The organism is Cellulosimicrobium sp. CUA-896 (genome assembly GCF_001942335.1).
In the GTDB taxonomy this organism is placed as follows: Bacteria; Actinomycetota; Actinomycetes; order Actinomycetales; family Cellulomonadaceae; genus Cellulosimicrobium.
Window position 1 is genome coordinate 1 of the sequence record NZ_MKKH01000022.1, and the last position, 21505, is coordinate 21505.

General features: G+C 75.7%; 14 protein-coding genes and 8 pseudogenes. 1 reads left to right on the forward strand and 21 read right to left on the reverse strand.

What is annotated here, in order from left to right; genetic code table 11:
• Positions 1-212 precede the first annotated feature (212 nt).
• The 5 genes and pseudogenes from fmt to metK form a co-directional block, all read right to left on the reverse strand.
• Positions 213-1166 (reverse strand): methionyl-tRNA formyltransferase, encoded by a 954-nt coding sequence (gene fmt, locus BJF88_RS08285; RefSeq protein ID WP_075828471.1) that lies wholly within the window; start codon positions 1164-1166, stop codon positions 213-215.
• 30 nt (positions 1167-1196) lie between these two features.
• Positions 1197-1850, reverse strand: a complete 654-nt coding sequence (locus tag BJF88_RS08290) for an HAD family phosphatase (RefSeq protein WP_075828472.1) — start codon at positions 1848-1850, stop codon at positions 1197-1199.
• Positions 1847-3490, reverse strand: a complete 1644-nt coding sequence (locus BJF88_RS08295; RefSeq protein ID WP_369824545.1) for a primosomal protein N' — start codon at positions 3488-3490, stop codon at positions 1847-1849. The genes BJF88_RS08290 and BJF88_RS08295 overlap by 4 nt, the downstream gene beginning before the upstream one ends.
• 179 nt (positions 3491-3669) lie before the next feature.
• Positions 3670-3843: pseudogene (locus BJF88_RS23325) on the reverse strand (hypothetical protein); the annotation flags it as partial.
• 291 nt (positions 3844-4134) lie between these two features.
• Positions 4135-5331, reverse strand: a complete 1197-nt coding sequence (metK, locus tag BJF88_RS08300; RefSeq protein ID WP_075828473.1) for a methionine adenosyltransferase — start codon at positions 5329-5331, stop codon at positions 4135-4137.
• A gap of 197 nt (positions 5332-5528) precedes the next feature.
• On the opposite strand from metK, the gene BJF88_RS08305 reads away from it, so the two are divergent.
• Complete coding sequence (locus BJF88_RS08305) at positions 5529-6272, forward strand: MBL fold metallo-hydrolase (RefSeq protein WP_075828474.1); 744 nt, start codon at positions 5529-5531, stop codon at positions 6270-6272.
• Positions 6273-6287: 15 nt separating this feature from the next.
• Here the strand turns inward: BJF88_RS08305 and coaBC are convergent.
• The 16 genes and pseudogenes from coaBC to BJF88_RS08385 form a co-directional block, all read right to left on the reverse strand.
• Positions 6288-7521, reverse strand: a pseudogene (coaBC, locus tag BJF88_RS08310) (bifunctional phosphopantothenoylcysteine decarboxylase/phosphopantothenate--cysteine ligase CoaBC).
• A 61-nt stretch (positions 7522-7582) separates the two neighbouring features.
• Positions 7583-7864 (reverse strand): DNA-directed RNA polymerase subunit omega, encoded by a 282-nt coding sequence (gene rpoZ / locus BJF88_RS08315; protein WP_075828475.1) that lies wholly within the window; start codon positions 7862-7864, stop codon positions 7583-7585.
• A gap of 129 nt (positions 7865-7993) precedes the next feature.
• Positions 7994-8638: a guanylate kinase gene (gmk, locus tag BJF88_RS08320; protein ID WP_075828476.1), complete on the reverse strand. Its 645-nt coding sequence runs from the start codon at positions 8636-8638 to the stop codon at positions 7994-7996.
• Between the two features lie 61 nt (positions 8639-8699).
• A pseudogene (gene mihF / locus BJF88_RS08325) lies at positions 8700-9010 on the reverse strand (integration host factor, actinobacterial type).
• A 176-nt stretch (positions 9011-9186) separates the two neighbouring features.
• Positions 9187-10054 (reverse strand): annotated as a pseudogene (gene pyrF / locus BJF88_RS08330) (orotidine-5'-phosphate decarboxylase).
• Positions 10051-13425, reverse strand: coding sequence for a carbamoyl-phosphate synthase large subunit (gene carB / locus BJF88_RS08335; RefSeq protein ID WP_075828477.1), 3375 nt, complete (start codon positions 13423-13425; stop codon positions 10051-10053). Before carB ends, pyrF begins: the two are co-directional and overlap by 4 nt.
• Positions 13426-13428: 3 nt before the next feature.
• Positions 13429-14633, reverse strand: a pseudogene (gene carA, locus BJF88_RS08340) (glutamine-hydrolyzing carbamoyl-phosphate synthase small subunit).
• A 35-nt stretch (positions 14634-14668) separates the two neighbouring features.
• Entirely contained in the window at positions 14669-15370 is a 702-nt protein-coding gene (locus BJF88_RS08345) for a hypothetical protein (protein WP_075828478.1), read from the reverse strand.
• A pseudogene (locus BJF88_RS08350) lies at positions 15367-16709 on the reverse strand (dihydroorotase). Before BJF88_RS08350 ends, BJF88_RS08345 begins: the two are co-directional and overlap by 4 nt.
• Positions 16706-17813, reverse strand: a pseudogene (locus BJF88_RS08355) (aspartate carbamoyltransferase catalytic subunit). The pseudogenes BJF88_RS08350 and BJF88_RS08355 overlap by 4 nt, the downstream one beginning before the upstream one ends.
• Positions 17810-18493 (reverse strand): bifunctional pyr operon transcriptional regulator/uracil phosphoribosyltransferase PyrR, encoded by a 684-nt coding sequence (gene pyrR / locus BJF88_RS08360; RefSeq protein WP_075828479.1) that lies wholly within the window; start codon positions 18491-18493, stop codon positions 17810-17812. The pseudogene BJF88_RS08355 and the gene pyrR overlap by 4 nt, the downstream one beginning before the upstream one ends.
• A gap of 215 nt (positions 18494-18708) precedes the next feature.
• The gene (nusB, locus tag BJF88_RS21820; RefSeq protein ID WP_255371908.1) at positions 18709-19128 is read right to left on the reverse strand and encodes a transcription antitermination factor NusB; all 420 of its coding nucleotides are present in this window, start codon (positions 19126-19128) and stop codon (positions 18709-18711) included.
• Positions 19129-19147: 19 nt separating this feature from the next.
• Positions 19148-19710 (reverse strand): annotated as a pseudogene (efp, locus tag BJF88_RS21825) (elongation factor P).
• A 100-nt stretch (positions 19711-19810) separates the two neighbouring features.
• Positions 19811-20098 (reverse strand): hypothetical protein, encoded by a 288-nt coding sequence (locus BJF88_RS21830; protein ID WP_255371891.1) that lies wholly within the window; start codon positions 20096-20098, stop codon positions 19811-19813.
• A gap of 159 nt (positions 20099-20257) precedes the next feature.
• On the reverse strand, positions 20258-20863 hold the full coding sequence (locus BJF88_RS08380; protein ID WP_075828480.1) for a hypothetical protein: 606 nt from the start codon (positions 20861-20863) through the stop codon (positions 20258-20260).
• 79 nt (positions 20864-20942) lie between these two features.
• The gene (locus BJF88_RS08385; RefSeq protein WP_075828481.1) at positions 20943-21407 is read right to left on the reverse strand and encodes a type II 3-dehydroquinate dehydratase; all 465 of its coding nucleotides are present in this window, start codon (positions 21405-21407) and stop codon (positions 20943-20945) included.
• Positions 21408-21505 lie beyond the last annotated feature (98 nt).

The window sequence follows — 21505 nt, forward strand, 5'->3', positions numbered from 1 at the left end:
GTGCCGCGGAGGCGGGGCGCTGCCGTTCCGGCACGCACTCGCCGGTGCCCGGGCCGCGAGCGCGGCGGACGTCCGTCCCGGTACCGGCGGTACGGACGTCGCGGCGCCGGTCGTCGCCGCGTGCGGGGTCAGATCCGCCCCGCCCGTTCGAACGGGCGTCGATCGGCCGTCGCGGTGGTCGTCGTGGCCGCGACCGCGACGGTCCTGCGCGCTCATGCGGCCACCTCGGCGCCGAGCACGAGGTCCTGCGGGAGGCGCGCGCCTCGGGCCCAGTCGGCGGCGGGCATGTGCTTGCGCCCGACCGGGGCGACGTCGCCCAGCCGCACGGCGTGCGTGGCCGTGCCGACGAGGACGTCCCTCTTGCCGGCGCGCACCTCCCCCGGGCCCAGGTCGGTCACGTCGGGCTGCGGGGTCACGGGGCCGAGCCCGAGGCGCACCGGGGCGCCGTCGGGGCCGGGCACGGTCGTCCACGCGCCCGGGGCGGGCGTGCAGCCGCGGACGAGCCGGTCGACCGCGAGCGCCGGGACGTCCCAGCGCACGTGCGCGTCGGCGGGCGTGAGCTTCGCGGCGTGCGTGACGCCGTCGGCGGGCTGCGGCCGGGGGCGCAGCGTGCCGTCCTCGAGGGCGTCGAGGGTCGCGACGAGGAGGCCGGCGCCGGAGGTCGCGAGGCGGCCGAGGAGGTCGCCGGCGGTGTCACGGGGCCGGATCGTCTCGGTCGCGGTGCCGAGCACGGGGCCGGAGTCCAGGCCCTCCTCGATGAGGAAGGTCGTGGCGCCGGTGACCTCGTCGCCGGAGATGATCGCGCGCTGCACCGGTGCGGCGCCGCGCCAGGCGGGCAGGACGGAGAAGTGGAGGTTCACCCAGCCGAGGCGCGGGACGGCGAGCACGTCGGGGCGCAGGATCTCCCCGTACGCGACGACGGGCGCCGCGTCGACGTCGAGGTCGCGCAGGGTCGCGAGGAACTCCTCGCCGCGCGGGCGTTCGGTGAGGACCGGGACGCCCGCGTCCTCCGCGCGCACGCGCACGGGGCTAGGCACGAGGCGGCGCCCGCGGCCCGCGGGGGCGTCGGCGCGGGTGAGGACGGCGACGACCTCGTGGCGGGAGGCGAGGAGGGCGTCGAGGGTCGGGACCGCGGTGTCCGGGGTCCCGGCGAACAGCAGGCGCATGGGCCCGAGTCTAGGTGGCGGGCGGGGCGGTCAGCCGGGCGGTGCGACGTCGACGCCGAGGTCGCGCAGCGCGGTGCGCAGGCCGCCGGTGCCGCGGAACAGGTGGGTGCGCAGCCCGAGACGGGCCGCGGCGTCGACGTTGGCGGGGCTGTCGTCGGTGAACAGGGTGCGCACGGGGTCGAGGCCGAACCGCTCGAGCGTCAGGGCGAAGATGCGCGGGTCCGGCTTGGCGAGCCCCTCGCGGCCCGAGACGAGGACGTCGTCCATGAGCGCCGTCGCGGGCGCGGCCGTCGCGGCGTGGTGGAACAGCTCGGCCGACCAGTTGGTCAGCCCGTACAGCCGCAGGCCCCGGCCGCGCAGCTCGCGCACGAGCTCCTCGGACCCGTCCACGGGCCCCGTGAGCGTCGCCGGGAAGTGCTCGACGTACCGGTCGAGCAGCGCGACGTGGTGCGGGTGCGTCGCGCCGACGTGCGTGCGGGCCGCCGCCCACGTCTCGCCGGCGTCGCGCGCGTGGTTGAGCGCCGGGAAGTCGACGTCGGCGAAGAACGCGTCCACCGCGTCGCGCGAGGTGTGCCCGTCGTAGGCGCGATACGGGTCCCAGCCCACCAGGACGTTGCCGAAGTCGTACAGCACGGCGTCGATCGCCGGGGACGTCGCGCGCGGTCGGGACGCGGGGCGGGTCACAGGATCTCCTTCGGGTCGAGCTGGACGCGCACGCTCCCGGGCTCGCGGCGCGCGGACCGCACCGCGAGGGAGCCGGCGAGCTGGCGAGCCAGGGTGCGCCCGTCACGGTACGGGACGCGCACGACGGCGCGCACGGGCCGGGCCGCGCCGCCCGCCAGGTCGGTGCCCTCGTCCGGGCGCGCGGGGGCGACCTCGACGGGGCCGAGCACGGTGTCCGGGCCGGCGAGCCCCACCCGGTCGAGGACGGCGGCGACGGCCGTCCGGTCCCCCGTGACGGCGGCGACGCGCGCGGCCGGAGGGAGCGCGAGCTCGGCACGCTCGTCGAGCTCGCGGTCCGCCAGCCCGGCCGGGTCCCACCGCACGAGCGCGTTCGTGGGCGCCGGCGCGGCGTCGCCCACGAGCAGGACCTGCCCGCCCGCCGTGGCCGGGCGCACGAGCGCGGCCGCGGCGAGCCAGCGCGCGAGGGCGTCCTGGGCGACGTCGAGCCCGACGTGCGCCGTGCTGACCGCCGCGTCGAGCAGCAGCGCGGCGGTGTACCCGCCGTCCGCGACCGGCTCCGCCCCGGGGGTCGCGACCACCAGGGCCGGCTCGTGCCCGACCGACGCCAGGACCCCGCCCGGGGCGCTCGCGCCGGACACGCGCACCGGTACACCGGTGAAGGCGCGCCCGAGCTCCTCCGCGGTGCGCTGCGACCCGACCCGCACCGAGCGCAGCCCCGTCCAGTGGCACTCCGGGCACGACCAGCCGCCCGCGAGCGCCCCGCACCACGTGCACTGCGGCGCCGCGCCCGGGCCCGGCAGCGACAGCGGTCCGTGGCAGGCGGTGCAGCGCGCGGGCGTGCGGCAGCGCGCGCACGCGACGACGGGCAGGTATCCGGCGCGCGGCACCTGCACGAGGACGGGCCCGTGCTCGAGCGCGGCGCGGGCGGCGCGCCACGCCGCGGTCGGGATGCGCGCGGCGGCGCCCGGTCCCTCGGCGGCCAGCTCGACGGACGTCAGGGCGCGCACGCGCGGGGCCCGGGCGCGCACGCCGTCGCGCGGCGCGGCCAGGTCGTGCGCCCAGCCGCGGGTGACGAGCGCGTGCGCGGCGACGGTGCGCCCGTGCCCGCCCAGGAGGTAGGCGGTGCCCTCCTGCTCGCTGCGCAGCGCGAGGACCTCGCGCGCGTGCGGGTACGGGGCCCGGGGCTCGGCGAGCGTGGCCTCGCCGTCGTTCCAGCACACGACCAGCCCGAGGTCGGTCACGGGCGCGAAGGCGGCTGCGCGCGTGCCGACGACGACGGGCCCCAGGCCCTGCCGCGCGGCGAGGAACGCCCGGTACCGCACCGCCGGGCCCTCGTCGGCGGTGAGCCGCACGACCCGGCCCCCGCGCGCGGGGTCCCAGGCCGGCAGGCCCGCGGCCTCGAGGGCGGCGCAGACCTGGTCGACGTCGCGCGCGTCCGGCACGACGACGAGCGCGCCCCGACCCAGGGCGGCCACGACCGCGACGGCCTCGGCGACGGCCGCGGCCCAGTGCGCGAGCGGCAGGGCGGCGTCGGCACCCGGTCGGGGCGCGAGGCCGGGCAGCGCCGTCCACACCGCGCGCGGCGCCCCGCCGCGGGCGAGGTGCGCGAGGAACGCGGCGCCCGCCCGGTACGGCCCCACGCCGACGGGGCCGGCTCCGCGGCGTCCGCGGGAGCGTCGGGCCGCGCGGCCGGTGCGCCGTCGAGCGCCCCCGAGGCGACCCGGTCGGCGAGCGTCTGCTCGGCGCGGGCGTGCCGTGGCGGCACCGCGAGCCGCAGGACGTCGGCGAGCGTGCCGGCGTACAGGTCGGCGACCGCCCGGGCGAGGCGGAGCACGGGCGGGGTCAGGACCGGCTCGGCCGACACGACGCGGCGCAGCGGCTGCAGCCGGCCGTCGTGCTCGGAGCGCTCGAGCCGCGCGAGGACGTACCCGTCGACCTCGCGGCCGGCGAAGCGGACCTTGACCCGCACGCCCGGCTGCGCGGCCTCGGACATGCCGGCGGGCACGAGGTAGTCGAACGGGCGGTCCAGGTGGGCGGGCGCGAGGTCGAGCGCGAGCTGCGCGACCGGGAGGGTCGCGGCGGGCTCGAGCCCCTCCGCGCGCGCAGCCCGGCGCGGTGCGGACGCCGAGGACGCCGGGGGCGCCGAGGGGACGGCGATCCCCGGCAACGCGTCCTGGACCGCCTCCGCGGCCGTCCCCGGGCCCGTCACGTCCTCACCGTCCACGCGACCATCCCACCACGAGCCGCCCCCACGATTGCCTCGCGCCCGCAGCGCGACGCACCGTCACACGACGGACTGCAGGGCCCCGACGCGGTCGGTGCGCTCCCAGGTGAACTCCGGCGTCTCGCGGCCGAAGTGCCCGTACGCCGCGGTCGGCGCGTAGATCGGGCGCAGCAGGTCCAGGTCGCGGATGATCGCGGCCGGACGCAGGTCGAACACCTCGCGGATGGCCGCGGTGATGCGCTCCACCGGCACGGTGTGCGTGCCGAACGTCTCGACGTACAGGCCCACCGGGTGCGCCTTGCCGATCGCGTACGCGACCTGCACCTCGCACCGGCGCGCGAGCCCGGCCGCGACGACGTTCTTCGCCACCCACCGCGTGGCGTACGCCGCCGACCGGTCGACCTTCGACGGGTCCTTGCCCGAGAACGCCCCGCCGCCGTGCCGCGCCATGCCGCCGTACGTGTCGACGATGATCTTGCGCCCCGTCAGCCCCGCGTCGCCGCGCGGCCCGCCGACGACGAACGTGCCCGTCGGGTTGACGAGCAGGCGCGTGGACCGCGTGTCGAGGTCCACGCCCGCCGACTCGAGCACCGGGGCGACGACGTCGTCGGCCACGAGACGGTGCAGCTTCTCCTGCACCACGTCCGGGTCGTGCTGCGTCGACAGCACGACCGTGTCCAGGGTCGCCGCGCGCTCGCCGTCGTAGCCGATCGTCACCTGCGTCTTGCCGTCCGGGCGCAGCCCCGGCACCGTGCCGTCGCGGCGCACGAGCGCGAGCCTCTCGGCGAGACGGTGCGCGAGCCACACCGGCAGCGGCATGAGGCTCGGCGTGTCGTCGCTCGCGTACCCGAACATCAGGCCCTGGTCGCCCGCGCCCTGGGCGTCGAGCGGGTCGTGGTGCCCGGCGTCGTCGCGCTCCTCGAGGCTCTTGTCGACCCCCTGCGCGATGTCCGGCGACTGCTGGCCGATGGAGACCGACACGCCGCACGAGTCGGCGTCGAACCCGATCGCGGACGACGTGTACCCGATGCGGCGCACGACGTCCCGCACGATCTGCGGGATCTCGACGTAGGCCTCGGTCGTGACCTCGCCCGCGACGTGCACCAGCCCGGTCGTGACCATCGTCTCCACGGCGACGCGCGACGACGGGTCCTGCGCGAGCAGCGCGTCGAGGATGGCGTCGGAGATCTGGTCGCACACCTTGTCCGGGTGCCCCTCGGTGACGGACTCGGACGTGAACAGACGCAGATCAGCCATGACCGCCAGTCTACGGGCCCCGGGACGCCCTCCGTCCCGCCGCGCGGGCGGACGGTCCGCCCACCGAGACGCGGCGCCGCCCCCGTCCCACCGGTCGCGAGGACGGGCAGACCGCGCCTACCGTCGGGGACGTCCCGCGTCGCGGGCGTCCACGCCCCGAACCGTCCCGGACGCGGCCACCCGCCCGAGGAGGAACCGTGCTCCACGAGGTCGCCGACGGCATCCACCGCCTCACCCGCGCCCACGTCAACGTCTACCTCGTGCTCGGCGACGACGGTCGCGTCCTCGTCGTCGACGCGGGCCTGCCCGCGATGTGGCCGGACCTCGGGCACGCGCTGCGCACGCTCGGCCGCACGCCCGACGACCTCGCCGGCGTCGTGCTCACGCACGCCCACTTCGACCACCTCGGGTTCCTCGCCCGCGCGCGCCGCACGCTCGGCGTCCCCGCCTGGCTGCACCCGGGTGACGCGCACATCGCCGCGCACCCCTACCGCTACGCGCACGAGAACCTGCGCGCGGTCTACCCCGTGCGCTACCCGAAGGCCGTGCGCATCCTCGGCGCCATGACCGCCGCCGGGGCGCTGCGCGTGCCCGGCGTGCGCGACCTGCGCCCCCTGCCCGACGACGGCGAGCTCGACCTGCCCGGCGCCCCGCGCGTCGTCGCGACGCCCGGCCACACCGACGGACACTGCGCGCTGCACCTGCCCGACCGGGACGTGCTCCTCACCGGCGACGCGCTCGTCACGCTCGACCCCTACACCGCACGCACCGGGCCGCAGATCGTCGCGGGCGCCGCGACCGCCGACAGCGCCCGCGCCCTGCGCTCCCTCGACGCGCTCGCCGCGACGGGCGCCACGACGCTCCTGCCCGGGCACGGCGAGCCGTGGACCGACGGGGCGGCGGGCGCCGTCGACCGGGCGCGCGCGGTCGGGGCGCACTGAGCCGCGACCGCGGAGTCAGGCCCCCGGCCCGACGACCTTCAGCACGGCGTCCCACACGGCGTCCGCCACGACCTCCTTGCTGCCCGACGCCTGCCCGACGACCTCGCCCGCACCGTCCAGCAACGTCACGTCGTTCGTGCCGACGCCGAACCCGACGCCGTCGCCGACCGCGTTGACCACGAGCAGGTCCGCGCCCTTGCGCCGCGCCTTCGCGCGCCCGTGCTCGAGCACCGAGCCCGTCGCGTCACCCGTCTCGGCGGCGAACCCGACGACGACCTGCCCCGGGGTCAGCCGGTCCCGCGCGAGCTCGGCGAGGACGTCCGGGTTCTCCACGAGCTCGATCGGCGCCGGCGCGTGCCCCGCGACCTTCTTGATCTTCGTCGTCGGCGCGCCCGCGGGCCGGAAGTCCGCCACGGCCGCCGCCATGACGACGACGTCGGCCGCCGACGCCGCGGCGCGCACCGCCTCGCGCAGCTGCGCCGTCGTCTCTACCCGGACCACCTCGTCCGGCGCGGCGCCCGGTCCGAGGACGTCCGCGGCGAGGTTCGCCGCGACCAGCGTCACGTGCGCGCCGCGCGCGAGGGCCGCGCGGGCGAGGGCGACGCCCTGCCTCCCGCTGGACCGGTTGCCGATGAACCGCACCGGGTCGATCGGCTCGCGCGTGCCGCCCGCGGACACCACGACGCGACGCCCCGCCAGGTCCCCGGGCACGGCCGACGACGCCTCGCCGGCGACGAGCCCCAGCGCGACGCGGGCGATCTCCTCGGGCTCGGGCAGCCGCCCGGGTCCGGTGTCCGCGCCCGTCAGCCGTCCGGAGGCGGGTTCGATCACGTGCACGCCGCGGGCACGCAGCGTCGCCACGTTCGCGGCCGTGGCCGGGTGCTCCCACATCTCGGTGTGCATCGCGGGCGCATGACCACCGGGCAGCGCGCGGTGAGCAGCGTGGAGGTCAGCAGGTCGTCGGCGCGCCCGGCCGCCGCCCGCGCGAGCAGGTCGGCCGTCGCCGGCGCACGACCACGAGGTCCGCGCCCTTGCCGAGCGCCACGTGCGGCACGTGCTCGACGTCCTCGAACACCTGGTCCGTGGCGGGCTCCCCCGACAGCGCCTCCCACGTCGGAGCGCCGACGAAGCGCAGCGCCGAGGCGGTGGGCACGACGCGCACGGCGTGCCCCTGCTCGCGCAGCAGGCGCAGCAGCAGCACCGCCTTGTACGCCGCGACCCCGCCGCTCACGCCGAGGACGATCCTCATGCGGGCTCCTTCGTGCACGAGAGCGCCCCGCCCGGCGGCTGCCGGACGGGGCGGTCGGTGATCAGTCCTGCGAGCCCTCGGCGGGCTCGACGCTCTCGATCGTCAGCAGACCCGCGCTGATCTCGCGCATCGCGATCGACAGCGGCTTCTCCTGGTTGCGCGTCTCCAGCAGCGGGCCGACGTTCTCCAGCAGGCCCTCGCTGAGCTGCGAGTAGTAGGCGTTGATCTGCCGCGCGCGCTTCGCCGAGTAGATGACGAGCGCGTACTTCGAGTCGACGTGGCCCAGCAGGTCGTCGATCGGCGGGTCGGTGATGCCCTCGGGGGCGGCGACGGTTCCGGACACAGTTCGCTCCGTGGGTTCTCGGGTCCTGCAGCCGGTCGCTGCAGCTGGCTGTGGTGAGCCGTGAGGCTCGGTGGGTGCTCGAGGCGGTCGCGGCGCCGGCGACGGGCTGCGGACGACCGGCGCACCAGTCTACTCGCTGACCGCCTCGGCGTCGGCCCGCACGCCGGCGGCCGCGGCGCCGCCCGAGCCGGCGCCGGCCACGGGGCGCGGCTCGAGCCCCATGACGCGCACGAGCTCGTCCGTCGCACGGTGCACCTCGTCGTTGACGATCACGTGGTCGAACTCCGACTCCGCCGCGAGCTCGATGCGCGCCGTCGCGAGCCGGCGCTCGCGCTCCTCCGCGTCCTCCGTCCCCCGCCCGACGAGCCGGCGCACCAGCTCGTCCCAGCTCGGCGGGGCCAGGAACACGAACCGCGCCTCCGGCATGCTGGCGCGCACCTGGCGCGCACCCTGCAGGTCGATCTCCAGCAGCGCGGGCACGCCCGCCGCGAGCTGGTCCTCGACCGCACGCCGCGGCGTGCCGTAGCTGTTGCGCCCGTGGACCACGGCCCACTCGAGCAGCTCGTGCTCCGCGACCATGCGGGCGAACTCCTCCGGACCGACGAACAGGTAGTGGACGCCGTCCTGCTCGCCCGGGCGCGGCCCGCGCGTCGTCGCGGAGACCGACAGCCACACCTCCGGGTAGCGCGCACGGATGTCCGCGGACACCGTGCCCTTCCCGACGGCGGTCGGCCCCGCCAGGACCGTCAGGCGGGCAGGACTGGACGAGGCCACCGGCACCGACGGCTGCCCGGAGGGCTCCGCCGACGCCGGCTCGGACGGATGTGCGGAAATGTCAGCCAAACCTCTCGATGAGGGCCGCGGTCTGGTGGGGACCCAGTCCGCGGACCCGGCGTGTCTCGGCGATCCCGATCTCCTCCATGATCGCCCGGGCTTCACCTTACCCACGCCGGGCAGGGACTCGAGCAGCGCGACGACCTTGAGCTTGCCGATGACGTCGTCCGTCCGCCCGCGCTCCAGGACCTCCTTCAGAGAGCCCTGGGAGTACTTCAGCCTGTTCTTGACCTCGGCGCGGACCCGGCGCGCCTCCGCCGCCTTCTCGAGCGCCGCGGCGCGCTGTTCTGGGGTCAGGGGTGGAAGTGCCACGCGTGTCACCTCATCGTCGTCAGGCGGATGGACCCACACCGCCGGCCGGCACGCTGCGCACGCCCGGACGACCCGGACGACCTGCGCCGACGTGCACCGCCGACCCCTCGAACGTAGCGACACCCCGGGTCGCAGGCAACGACTGGGACCGGGGTGTCGCGCCGATCGCGGCGCGCTCAGCCGCGCAGCGCCGCGAGGGCGTCGTCCGCCGCGGCACGCGCGGCCGCGCGCAACGCCCCGGTGTCCGGCCCCGCGCGCAGCACGCCGCGCGAGCTCGACGACGAGCACCTGGCGCCGCGCCGCGCCGAACACCGCCGCGAGCTCCGCCGCACCGGCGCCTGCGCGCCGACGCCGGCGCGAGCAGAGGCCCGGCCACCGCGGCCAGGTCCGTCCCCGTGCGAGCCGCGGCGTCACCGGTCGTCGCGCCGACGACGAGCCCGACGGGCCCCATCGGGTCCCCGGCCGCCACCGCCGGGGCGTTCAGTCGCGCCGCCTCGCGCGCGACGTGCGCGGCGACGGTCTCCACGTCGCGCCCGCGCCGCGGCGGGCGTGCTGCACGCTCGCGCCCTCCGGGTTCGACGTCAGGCACAGCACGAACAGCCCGCGCCCCGTCTCCAGCGCCGCGTCCACCGCCGGCGCGAGCGACCCGAACCCGAGGAACGGCGAGACCGTCAGCGCGTCGGCGGCGAGCGGCGAGCCGTCGCGCAGGTAGGCGTCCGCGTACGCCGCCATGGTCGACCCGATGTCGCCGCGCTTGGCGTCCATCACGACGAGGGTCCCGGCCGCGCGGGCCGCCGCCACGACGTCCTCCAGCGCGGCCACGCCGCGCGACCCGTGCCGCTCGAAGAACGCCGACTGCGGCTTCACGGCCGCGACGCGCCCCCCGACCGCCTCGACGACGCGCAGGCCGAAGTCCCGCAGCCCCGACGCGTCGTCGGGCAGCCCCCACTGCGCCAGCAGCGACGGGTGCGGGTCGACGCCCACGCACAAGGGGCCGTGGTCGTCGACCGCCGCCGCGAGGCGCGCGCCGAACGACGCGCTCACGCGCCGACCCGCGCCGGGTCCGCCGCGGCGCTGCGCGACGCCGACGCGGCGAGCCCGTCGCCGGCCATGTGCTCCTGGAGGCTCGCGACCTCGAACGGCCCCGACAGGACCGCCTCGATGCCCTGGACCGCGGCGGCGAGCTGGTCGACCGTCGTCGCGATCGGCTTGTCCGCCGCCGTCGTCGCGGCCCGGATCTCGTACCCGTCGGCACGCGCGCCCTGGCCCGACGGGGTGTTGATGACGAGGTCCACCTCGCCCGCCGTGATGAGGTCGACGATCGTCGGCTCGCCCTGGGCACCCCGGCCCGAGGAGAACTTGCGCACGACCGTCGACGCGATGCCGTTGCGGCGCAGCACGCTCGACGTCCCCGCGGTCGCCAGGATCTCGAAGCCCAGCTCGGCGAGCCGCTTGACCGGGAAGACGATCGAGCGCTTGTCGCGGTCCGCGACCGAGACGAACACCCGGCCCGACGTCGGCAGACCGCCGAACGCCGCGGCCTGCGACTTCGCGAACGCCAGCGGGAAGTCCCGGTCGAAGCCCATGACCTCGCCCGTCGAGCGCATCTCCGGCCCGAGCACCGTGTCCACGACCACGCCGTCCGCGGTGCGGAACCGCTTGAACGGCAGGACCGCCTCCTTGACCGCGATCGGCGCGTCCAGCGGCAGGTCCCCGCCGTCGCCCTCCGCCGGCAGCACGCCCGCCGCGCGCAGGTCGGCGATCGACTCCCCCGCCATGACGCGCGCCGCGGCCTTGGCCAGCGACGTGCCCGTCGCCTTCGACACGAACGGCACCGTGCGCGACGCGCGCGGGTTGGCCTCGAGGACGTACAGCACGTCGGAGACGAGCGCGTACTGCACGTTGAGCAGCCCGCGCACGCCGACGCCGGCCGCGATGGCCTCGGTCGAGCGACGGATGCGCTCGATCTCCGCGTCGGACAGCGACACCGGCGGCAGCACGCACGCCGAGTCGCCCGAGTGGATGCCGGCCTCCTCGATGTGCTCCATGACCCCGCCCAGGAACAGCTCGGAGCCGTCGTAGAGCGCGTCGACGTCGATCTCCATCGCGTCGTCGAGGAAGCGGTCGATGAGCAGCGGCGCCGGCAGGAGGCCCGCCGTGCGCTCGTCGGCCGCCGCCGCCGCGAGGGCGCGCTCGACGTACTCCGTGAGCTGCTCGGACGAGTACACGATCTCCATGCCGCGCCCGCCGAGCACGTACGACGGCCGCACGAGCACCGGGTAACCGATGCCCGCCGCGACGTCGCGCGCCTCGTCGAGCGAGCGCGCCGTGCCGAACGCCGGGGCGGGCAGCCCCGCCTCGGTGAGCACGCGCCCGAACTCGCCGCGGTCCTCGGCGGCGTCGATCGCCTCGGGGCTCGTGCCGAGGATCGGCAGGCCCGCGTCCGCGAGGCGCTGCGCGAGGGACAGCGGCGTCTGCCCGCCGAGCTGGACGATGATGCCCCGCACGGGACCGGCAGCCAGCTCGGCCTCGTAGACCTCGAGGACGTCCTCGAACGTCAGCGGCTCGAAGTAGAGCCGGTCGGAGGTGTCGTAGTCCGTCGAGACGGTCTCCGGGTTGCAGTTGACCATGACCGTTTCGAACTGCTCGCGCAGCGTGAGTGCCGCGTGCACGCACGAGTAGTCGAACTCGATGCCCTGACCGATGCGGTTCGGCCCCGAGCCGAGGATGATCACGGCCTCGCGCTCGCGGGGCGCGACCTCGCTCTCGCGGTCGTAGGACGAGTAGTGGTACGGCGTGCGCGCCGCGAACTCCGCCGCGCACGTGTCGACCGTCTTGTAGACGGGGCGCACGCCGAGCGCGCGGCGCACCTCGCGCACCGTCGCCTCCCCGGCCGGGCCCATGTTCCGCAGGCGCGCCACCTGCACGTCCGACAGCCCGTGCTTCTTCGCCTCGCGGAGCACGTCCTCGGTCAGCGCGTCGGCGGACGCGACCGCCTGCGCCACCTCGTTGACGAGCTGGATCTGGTCGAGGAACCACGGGTCGATCTTCGTGGCGTCGAACACCTGCTCGACGCTGGCGCCCGCGCGCAGCGCCTGCTGCACGCCGATGATCCGGTTCTCCGTCGGCTGCGCGATCCGCTCCAGCAGCGCGTCGAGCTCGTGCCCGGCGACCGGCTCGCCGTCCCAGTGGAACGTCGAGCCGCCCTTGTCGATGGAGCGCAGCGCCTTGCCGAGCGCCTCGGTGAAGTTGCGCCCGAGCGCCATGGCCTCGCCGACCGACTTCATCGTCGTCGTGAGCGTCGGGTCCGCGGCCGGGAACTTCTCGAACGCGAACCGCGGCACCTTGACGACCACGTAGTCGAGCGTGGGCTCGAACGACGCCGGCGTGACCTGCGTGATGTCGTTGGGGATCTCGTCGAGCGTGTAGCCGACGGCGAGCTTGGCCGCGATCTTCGCGATCGGGAAGCCCGTAGCCTTCGAGGCGAGCGCCGACGAGCGCGACACGCGCGGGTTCATCTCGATGACGATGACGCGGCCCGTGTCCGGGTCGACCGCGAACTGGATGTTGCAGCCGCCGGTGTCGACGCCGACCTCGCGGATCACGGCGATGCCGATGTCGCGCAGCTTCTGGTACTCGCGGTCCGTCAGCGTCAGCGCGGGCGCGACGGTGATCGAGTCACCGGTGTGCACGCCGACGGGGTCGACGTTCTCGATGGAGCACACGACCACGACGTTGTCGTGCTTGTCGCGCATGAGCTCGAGCTCGTACTCCTTCCAGCCGAGGATCGACTCCTCGAGGAGCACCTCCGTGACCGGCGAGTAGTGCAGGCCCTGCCCGACGATCTGGCGCAGCTGCTGCTCGTCCCACGCGAAGCCGGACCCGAGTCCGCCCATCGTGTACGAGGGGCGCACGACCATGGGGTAGCCGAGCAGGTCCGCGGCGGCGACGGCCTCCTCGACCGTGTGCACGATCTGCGAGCGCGCCGACTCCCCGCCGCACAGCTCGACGACCTGCTTGAACTGCTCGCGGTCCTCGCCCTTCTGGATGGCGGGGATGTTGGCGCCGATGAGCTCGACGCCGTACTGCTCGAGCACGCCGGCCTCGTCGAGGGCGATCGCGGCGTTGAGCGCGGTCTGCCCGCCGAGGGTCGGCAGGAGCGCGTCGGGGCGCTCCTTGGCGATGATCGACGTGAGCACCTCGGTGGTGATCGGCTCGACGTACGTCGCGTCGGCGAACTCGGGGTCCGTCATGATCGTGGCCGGGTTGGAGTTCACGAGGACGACCCGCAGGCCCTCCTCCTTGAGCACGCGGCAGGCCTGCGTGCCCGAGTAGTCGAACTCGCACGCCTGCCCGATGACGATGGGGCCCGAGCCGATGACCAGGACGCTGGAGATGTCGGTTCTGCGAGGCACGGGTCAGCTCTCCTTGGTGGTCTGCTCGGCGGCCGCGGCGGCCACGTCCGCGCCGGACGCGGCGCGCGAGGTCATCAGCTCGACGAAGCGGTCGAAGAGGTACGCGGCGTCGTGGGGGCCGGCCGCGGCCTCGGGGTGGTACTGGACGGAGAAGGCCGGCAGGTCGAGGCACTCGAGCCCTTCGACGACCTGGTCGTTGAGCCCCACGTGGGAGACGACGACGCGTCCGTAGCGGCCGCCGTCGTGGGGCGCGGTGGACTCGGCACCGACGGGCGCGTCGACCGCGAACCCGTGGTTGTGCGCCGTGACCTCCACCTTGCCGGTGCGACGGTCCATCACCGGCTGGTTGATGCCGCGGTGGCCGTAGGCGAGCTTGTACGTGCCGTAGCCGAGGGCGCGGCCGAGGATCTGGTTGCCGAAGCAGATGCCGAAGAACGGCGTGCGGCGGTCGAGCACGCCGCGCAGCAGCTCCACCTCGTGCGTCGCCGCGGCGGGGTCGCCCGGGCCGTTGGAGAAGAACACGCCGTCGGGCGCGAGCGCGTCGATCTCCTCGGCGGTCGTGGTCGCGGGCACGACGTGCACGCGCACGCCGCGCTCGGCGAGACGCTGCGGCGTCATGGACTTGATGCCGAGGTCGACGGCCACCACGGTCGCGACCGGCGTCCCGTCGGGCGCGGAGCCCTCGACCGGCTCGACGACGTACGCCTCGCCCGTGCTCACCTCGCGCGCCAGGTCCGCGCCGGACATGGCGGGGGCGTCCTTCACCTCGGCCACGAGGTCCTCGACGGTGCGGGGACGGCCGTCGCGCAGCAGCGCCTCGCCGGAGAAGATGCCACCGCGCATGACGCCGAGCTCGCGCAGGTGCCGGGTGAGGGCGCGCGTGTCGACGTCGCTGATGCCGACCACGCCCTGCGCGGCGAGCTCGTCGTCGAGCGAGCGGCGCGAGCGCCAGCTCGACGGGCGCCGCGCGGGGTCGCGGACCACGTACCCGGCGACCCAGATCCGCCGCGACTCGGGGTCCTCGTCGTTGACGCCGGTGTTGCCGATGTGCGGCGCCGTCATGACGACGATCTGGCGGTGGTAGGACGGGTCGGTGAGCGTCTCCTGGTAGCCGGTCATGCCGGTGTTGAAGACGATCTCGCCGACGGTCGTGCCGCGGGCGCGTAGGCGCGGCCGTCCTGCACCGTGCCGTCCTCGAGGACGAGCAGGGCCCGGTCGGCCGTGGTGGTGGTCGCTGTGCTGGTCACTGGGCTTCCTTGTCGTTCGGGGCGGCGTCCGGGCCGGGGTCGTGGGAGGAGGGCCGGCCGCCCGGGTCTGCGGGGGCGTCGGTGGCGCCGTCGGGCGCCGTGGTTCGTCGCTCCGCGAGGTCGCGGACCGCCTCGAGCAGGCGGGGCACGTCGTGGTCGTGGCGGGGCATCAGTCCCGTGTCGAGCCGCACGGGCTCCGGCGTCGCGCGGGCCGCGGACGGTCCCGTCCCGTCCGCCGTCCCGGGATCGCCGGGCACGGGATCGCCGGGCACGGCGTCGCCGGCCACCGCCCAGGTGACGACGACGATCGCGTCCTTGCCGACGAACTTGCCCGCCATGCCCGGCGTGAGGGCACCGCCGAGCACGGCCGGGGCCGGGACCCACAGGTCCGGCGCACCGGTCCGCGCGGCGTGCAGCCCCGCCTCGTGGACCGTCACGACGGCGCGCGACCGGTCGCCCAGGCCGTGCGCGCCGACACGCGCGAGCCAGTCGCCGGCGAGGGTGCTCGACACGTAGAGCGCGTCGAGCGGGCCGAGGACGACGGGGCCGCGCGCGTCGGCCGCGGGCACGGACGGCGGGACCGGCACGATGCCGGCGGAGCGCCCCGCGAGCCGACGGCGGCCCGTGAGGACGAGCACGAGGAGCGCGACGCCGAGGACGACCCAGATGCCGACGGCGACGGGCTGGGGCAGGTTCACGCGCCGACCCCCTGGCGGGCGACCGGTGCGCCGTCGAGCACGGTGGCGCGGCCGCGCAGGAACGTCGCGACGACGCGTCCCGGCAGCTCGCGGTCGCGGAACGGGGTGTTGGTGGACGCCGTGGCCTGGGCGGCGCCGTCGACGACGCGGCGCGCGGCCGGGTCGACGAGCGTCACGTTCGCGGGCTCGCCCACCGCCAGCGGGCGGCCCTGCGCCGTCGGGCCGGTGTCGATGCGGCCGATGCGCGCGGGGTTCGCCGACAGCACCCGCGCGACGTCGGCCCACGTCATGCGGCCGGTGTCGACCATCGTCTCCTGCACGACGCTCAGCGCGGTCTCGAGACCGGTCATGCCGAACGCGGCCGCCGCCCACTCGCAGTCCTTGTCCTCGACGGGGTGCGGGGCGTGGTCGGTCGCCACGATGTCGATGGTGCCGTCGGCGAGGCCGGCGCGCACCGCCTCGACGTCGGCCGCGGTGCGCAGCGGCGGGTTGACCTTGAACGTCGGGTCGTAGCCGCGCGCGAGCTCGTCGGTGAGGACGAGGTGGTGCGGCGTGACCTCGGCGGTGACGTCGATGCCGCGGCCTTGGCCCACCGCACGATCTCGACCGAGCCCGCGGTCGACAGGTGGCACACGTGGAGGCGCGAGCCGACGTGCTCGGCGAGCAGCACGTCGCGGGCGATGATCGCCTCCTCGGCGACGGCGGGCCAGCCCGCGAGCCCGAGCTCGGCGGACACGACGCCCTCGTTCATCTGCGCGCCCTCGGTCAGGCGCGGCTCCTGCGCGTGCTGGGCGACGACGCCGTCGAACGCCTTGACGTACTCCAGGGCGCGCCGCATGAGGATCGGGTCGGCGACGCACTTGCCGTCGTCGGAGAAGACGCGCACGCGCGCCGCGGAGTCGGCCATCGCGCCGAGCTCGGCGAGCTGCTCCCCCGCGAGCCCCACGGACACCGCGCCGACGGGGTGGACGTCGGCCCAGCCGGCGTCGCGCCCGAGGCGCCACACCTGCTCGACGACGCCCGCGGTGTCGGCGACCGGCGTCGTGTTCGCCATCGCGTGCACGGCCGTGAAGCCGCCGACGGCGGCCGCGCGCGTGCCGGACTCGACGGTCTCGGCGTCCTCGCGCCCGGGCTCGCGCAGGTGGGTGTGCAGGTCGACGAGGCCGGGCAGCGCCACGAGGCCGGTCGCGTCGACGACGACGGCGTCGTCGGCCGCCCGCGAGGCGCCCACCGGGGCGATCTCGGCGACGACCCCGTCCGTGAGGACGAGGTCGACCGGGTCCCCGTCGAGGGGCCGCGCCCCGCGCAGGACGTACGTGCTGGTTGCGGCGCTGCTCACGAGGTGGCGACCCTTTCGCTGGAGTGGTGGTGGGGGTTCGCGGAGGGTGCGGTCGCGGACGAGGCGGCCGTCGGCACGGCGACCGGCTCCGGCTCGTCGGCACCCGCGAGGAGGAGGTAGAGCACGGCCATGCGCACGGCGACCCCGTTGGCGACCTGCTCGACGATGACTGCGCGCGGGGAGTCGGCGGCCTGCGCCGAGATCTCCAGGCCGCGGTTCATCGGACCGGGGTGCAGCACGACGGCGTGCGGCGCGAGCAGCTCCAGGCGCCGGGCGTCGAGACCGTACTTGCGCGAGTACTCGAGCGGGTTCGGGAAGAACGCGCCGCCGCCCGCGCCGGCGCCGCTCATGCGCTCGCGCTGCACGCGCAGCATCATCACCGCGTCCGTCCCGGCGTGCGGCCCGTCGCCGGCGAGCGTCGCGTCGAGGTCGTAGGACACGGCGCACGGCCACGTCTCGACGCCGACGGGCAGCAGCGTCGGCGGCGCGACGAGCGTGACGCGCGCCCCGAGCGTGTGCAGCAGGTGCACGTTGGAGCGGGCGACGCGCGAGTGCAGCACGTCGCCGACGATCGCGACGTGCCGGCCCGTGAGGTCCGCCCCGAGCGCCGCCGCGTCGTCCGGCCCCGACGCTCCCGGCGCCGAGAGCCCCGACCCCGACAGGTGCCGGCGCAGCGTGTAGGCGTCGAGCAGGGCCTGCGTCGGGTGCTGGTGCGTGCCGTCGCCCGCGTTCACCACGGCGGCGTCGAGCCAGCCCGCGTGCGCGAGCAGGTGCGGCGCGCCGGAGGCCTGGTGACGCACGACGACGGCGTCCGCGCCATCGCCCGCAGCGTGAGCGCGGTGTCCTTGAGGGACTCGCCCTTGGACACGCTCGAGCCTTGGCCGAGAAGTTGATGACGTCGGCCGAGAGCCGCTTGGCGGCCGTCTCGAACGAGATGCGGGTGCGCGTGGAGTCCTCGTAGAAGAGGTTGACCACGGTCCGCCCGCGCAGCGTCGGGAGCTTCTTGATCTCCCGCGACTGGGTCGCGGACATCTGCGCCGCGGTGTCGAGGATGCGCACGGCGTCGGCGCGCGCGAGGTCCTGGGTGGACAGCAGGTGCCTCATGCGCGCTCCTCCGGCGTGCCCGTCGCGGCGGGCGGCGTGTGGATCACGACGGCGTCCTCGGCCCCGGGGTCCGCACCGTCGACCTCGGCGAGGCGCACGCTCACGCGCTCGCTCGTCGAGGTGGGCAGGTTCTTGCCGACGAAGTCGGGCCGGATCGGCAGCTCGCGGTGGCCGCGGTCGACGAGCGCGGCGAGCTGCACGGCACGCGGCCGGCCGAGGTCGCTGAGGGCGTCGAGCGCGGCGCGGATGGTGCGCCCGGAGTACAGGACGTCGTCGACGAGGACGACCACCTTGCCGTCGATGCCCGACGCCGGGAGCCGCGTCGCCCCGATCGTGCGGGTGGGGTGCCGGTGCAGGTCGTCGCGGTACATCGTCACGTCGAGCTCGCCGACGAGCTCGCCGGGTGCAGCGGCAGCACCGGGTCCGGACGACGCGTCGTCGCCGGCGATCGCCGCGAGCCGCTCGGCCAGCCGGTCGGCGAGCGGGACGCCGCGCGTCGGGATGCCGAGGAGGACGAGGTCGTCGGTGCCCTTGTTGCGCTCGACGATCTCGTGCGCGATGCGGGTCAGGGCGCGGGAGATGTCCGCGGCCGTCATGACGACGGTGCCGTCCGCCGCGTCGGCGGGCGGGGTCGACGCGGGCGTCGACGAGGATGTGGGCACAGCAGGGCCAGAGCTCATGTCCGGCGACCTCCTTCCCCGCCTCACAGGACGGGCCTTAAAGGATGTCTGACGGGCCCACCCTACCGGGCGCCGGTCGGCGGGCCGGCGGCGCGTCCGGGACGTGGGACGCGACGTCGGTCACAGACGGCGGACGCGGCGTCGGTCGCAGCGACCGACGCCGCGTCGTGCGTGGCGGGACCGCCCCGGCCCGGGGCCGGGGCGGTCGGGGGCGGTCAGGCCGTGATCGTCGGCTTCATCTCGACGATGCGCGCCAGGAGCCCGTTGACGAACGACGGCGAGTCGTCCGTCGACAGCGACCGGGCGAGGTCGACCGCCTCGTCCACGGCGACGACGTCGGGCACGTCGTCGTTGAAGAGGATCTCCCAGCCGCCGATGCGCAGCAGCGCCCGGTCGACGGCGGGCATGCGCTCGAGCGTCCAGCCGTGCGAGTACGTCTCGAGCAGCTCGTCGATGCGGTCGCGGTGCGCGAGGACGCCCTCGACGATGTCGACCGCGTACTGCGGCACGGCGGACTGCGCGACGCCCGGGTCGGCGACCCGCTCCGCGAGCAGCGTCGTGGGGTCCACCTGGCGCTGCTCCGCCTCGAAGAGGACGTCGAGCGCGCGCTTGCGCGCCTTGGTGCGTGCGGCCATGTGCGTGACGCCCGGCCCGTCAGTCGTTGACGCGGCGAGGTACGACCCGTCGCGCGTGTCGACCTTGACCTTGGTGCCCTGCTCGAGGAACAGCGGGACCTGGATCTGCGCGCCCGTCTCGAGCGTGGCGGGCTTGGTGCCGCCGGTCGAGCGGTCGCCCTGCAGGCCCGGCTCGGTGTAGGTGATCTCCAGCACCACGGACGCGGGCAGCTCGACGTACAGCGGCTGCCCGTCGTTCGAGGCGACGAGGACGTTCTGGCTCTCGAGGAGGTAGTCCTTCGCGTCGCCGACGACCTCCGGCGGGACGGTGATCTGGTCGTACGTGGACGTGTCCATGAACACGTAGTCGGTGCCGTCCATGTACAGGTACTGGAAGTCGCGGCGGTCCACGTTGGCCGTCTCGATCTTGATGCCGGCGTTGAAGGTCTTGTCCACCGTCTTGCCGGTGAGGACGTTCTTGATCTTCGTGCGGACGAACGCGCCACCCTTGCCGGGCTTGACGTGCTGGAACTCGATGACGCTCCACAGCTGGCCGTCGATCCGGAGCACGGTGCCGTTCTTGATGTCGTTGGTCGTCGCCACGGTGGTCTTCCTGTCGAAGGGGTCGTCGGGGGCGTCCGCGCGCCCGGCCGCCCGAGCCCTCGGTCGAGGCCGGTCGACCGGCGAACGGGCCTCGTCGAGTCTACCGGAGGGCGCCGAGCGCGGCGTCGGCGACCACCCCGACCGTCGCGGCCCACGACATCGACGCGAGCGTGCCCACGACGAACCGCTCCGACGCGACCGGGTGCTCGCGCAGCTCGGGGTAGCGGCCCAGCCCCTTGATCGCGACGACGAACGCGATCCCGGACGGGTACCCGGCGAGCAGGCACCCGGTGATCGCGAAGCGCTCGAGGAACCCGATCCACGTGCCGCCGCGCAGCGCGCGGACCGCCTCCGTCCCGATCGTCCCCGTGCTCGGCGGTGGCGGCACCGGCACCGAGGCCGGGTCGGCGGCGGGGCGCGCCCCGGCGCCCGGGCCGGGCGGCCGCGCGCAGCACGCCCTGCGTCACGGGCGCGCCCACGAGCACGCTGAGCCCGACGGCCACCACCCACACCGCGACGGTCAGCACCACCGTGACCGGGTCGATCGTCATGCGTCGCTCTCCCCCAGCAGTCTCGCGACGACGGGTCGCACCGCCGTCTCCTCCGGCCAGAGCGCGGAGCGCAGCCTCTGGCTCACCGCCTGCTCGGTCACGCCGAGCCGGCGTGCCACATCCTTCTGCGTGCCGCCGACATCCGCGAGCGCGTCGACCGCCTCCCAGCCGGGTTCGGTGCGGCGCGCGGCGACGGCCGCGAGCAGGCGCAGGAGGGCCTCGACCTCCTCGGAGCGGCCGGGCGGACCGCCCCGCACGGCGACGGGCGCGGTCGCGGCCCGGGACTTGGCCTGCTCGACCGCGTCCCGCGCGCGGACGAAGGCCTCGCCCGAGGCCTCCCTCGACGCGCGCGGCAGCGGCTCGTCGACGGGCCCGACGCCGAGTCCGACGCTCCACCCGCCGTCACGCAGCAGGTCGAGCACGAGGTCGACGACCGTCGCCGGGTCGTCGAGCACGCCCTGCACCTCGTCGCCGACCGTGCGGTCGAAGCCGACGACGACGCCCGGCCGGTCCGCGAGGAGGGCGCGCAGGTGCTGCAGGAGCTCCGGGACGCGGTCGGGCTGCCCGGTGCTCCCCCGCTGGTCGACGGTGAGGACGAACATGCATCAAGGCTAGAGCCTTGATCGGGCCTGATCAAGCCCAGAAGCTTGATCAGGCTCGATCAAGGTCATCGGCACGAACTCAGGCAGCACCCGGCGCGCCGCCTCCCAGGCGCGCCGCGAGCGCCTGCAGGGCCAGGCGGTAGGAGTCGACGCCGAACCCGGCGACGGTGCCCGTCGCGACGGCACCGACGACCGAGTGGCTGCGGAAGGCCTCGCGCGCGGCGGGGTTGCTCAGGTGCACCTCGACGAGGAGCAGGCCGGCGGTGGTGACCTGCGCCGCGGCGTCGCGCACGGCGTAGGAGTAGTGCGTGAAGGCGGCCGGGTTGAGCACCACGTGCGCACGGGTGTCCACGGCCTCGTGGAGCCAGGACAGGAGCTCGGCCTCGTCGTCGGTCTGGCGGACGTCGACGTCGAGGGAGAGCTCGGCGCCCCACCCCGTCGTGGCGGAGCGCAGGTCCTCGAGCGTCGCGGCGCCGTAGATCTCCGGCTCGCGCACGCCGAGCCGGCCGAGGTTGGGTCCGTTGAGGACGAGCACGCGTTCCATGACGCCCGACCCTAGCGTCGACGCGGTGAGGGGGTGCACGCGGTCCGACGTCCGGGCGCCGGCAGCCGCGCGGCGCGTGCCGGCGCCCGACGGCGCGA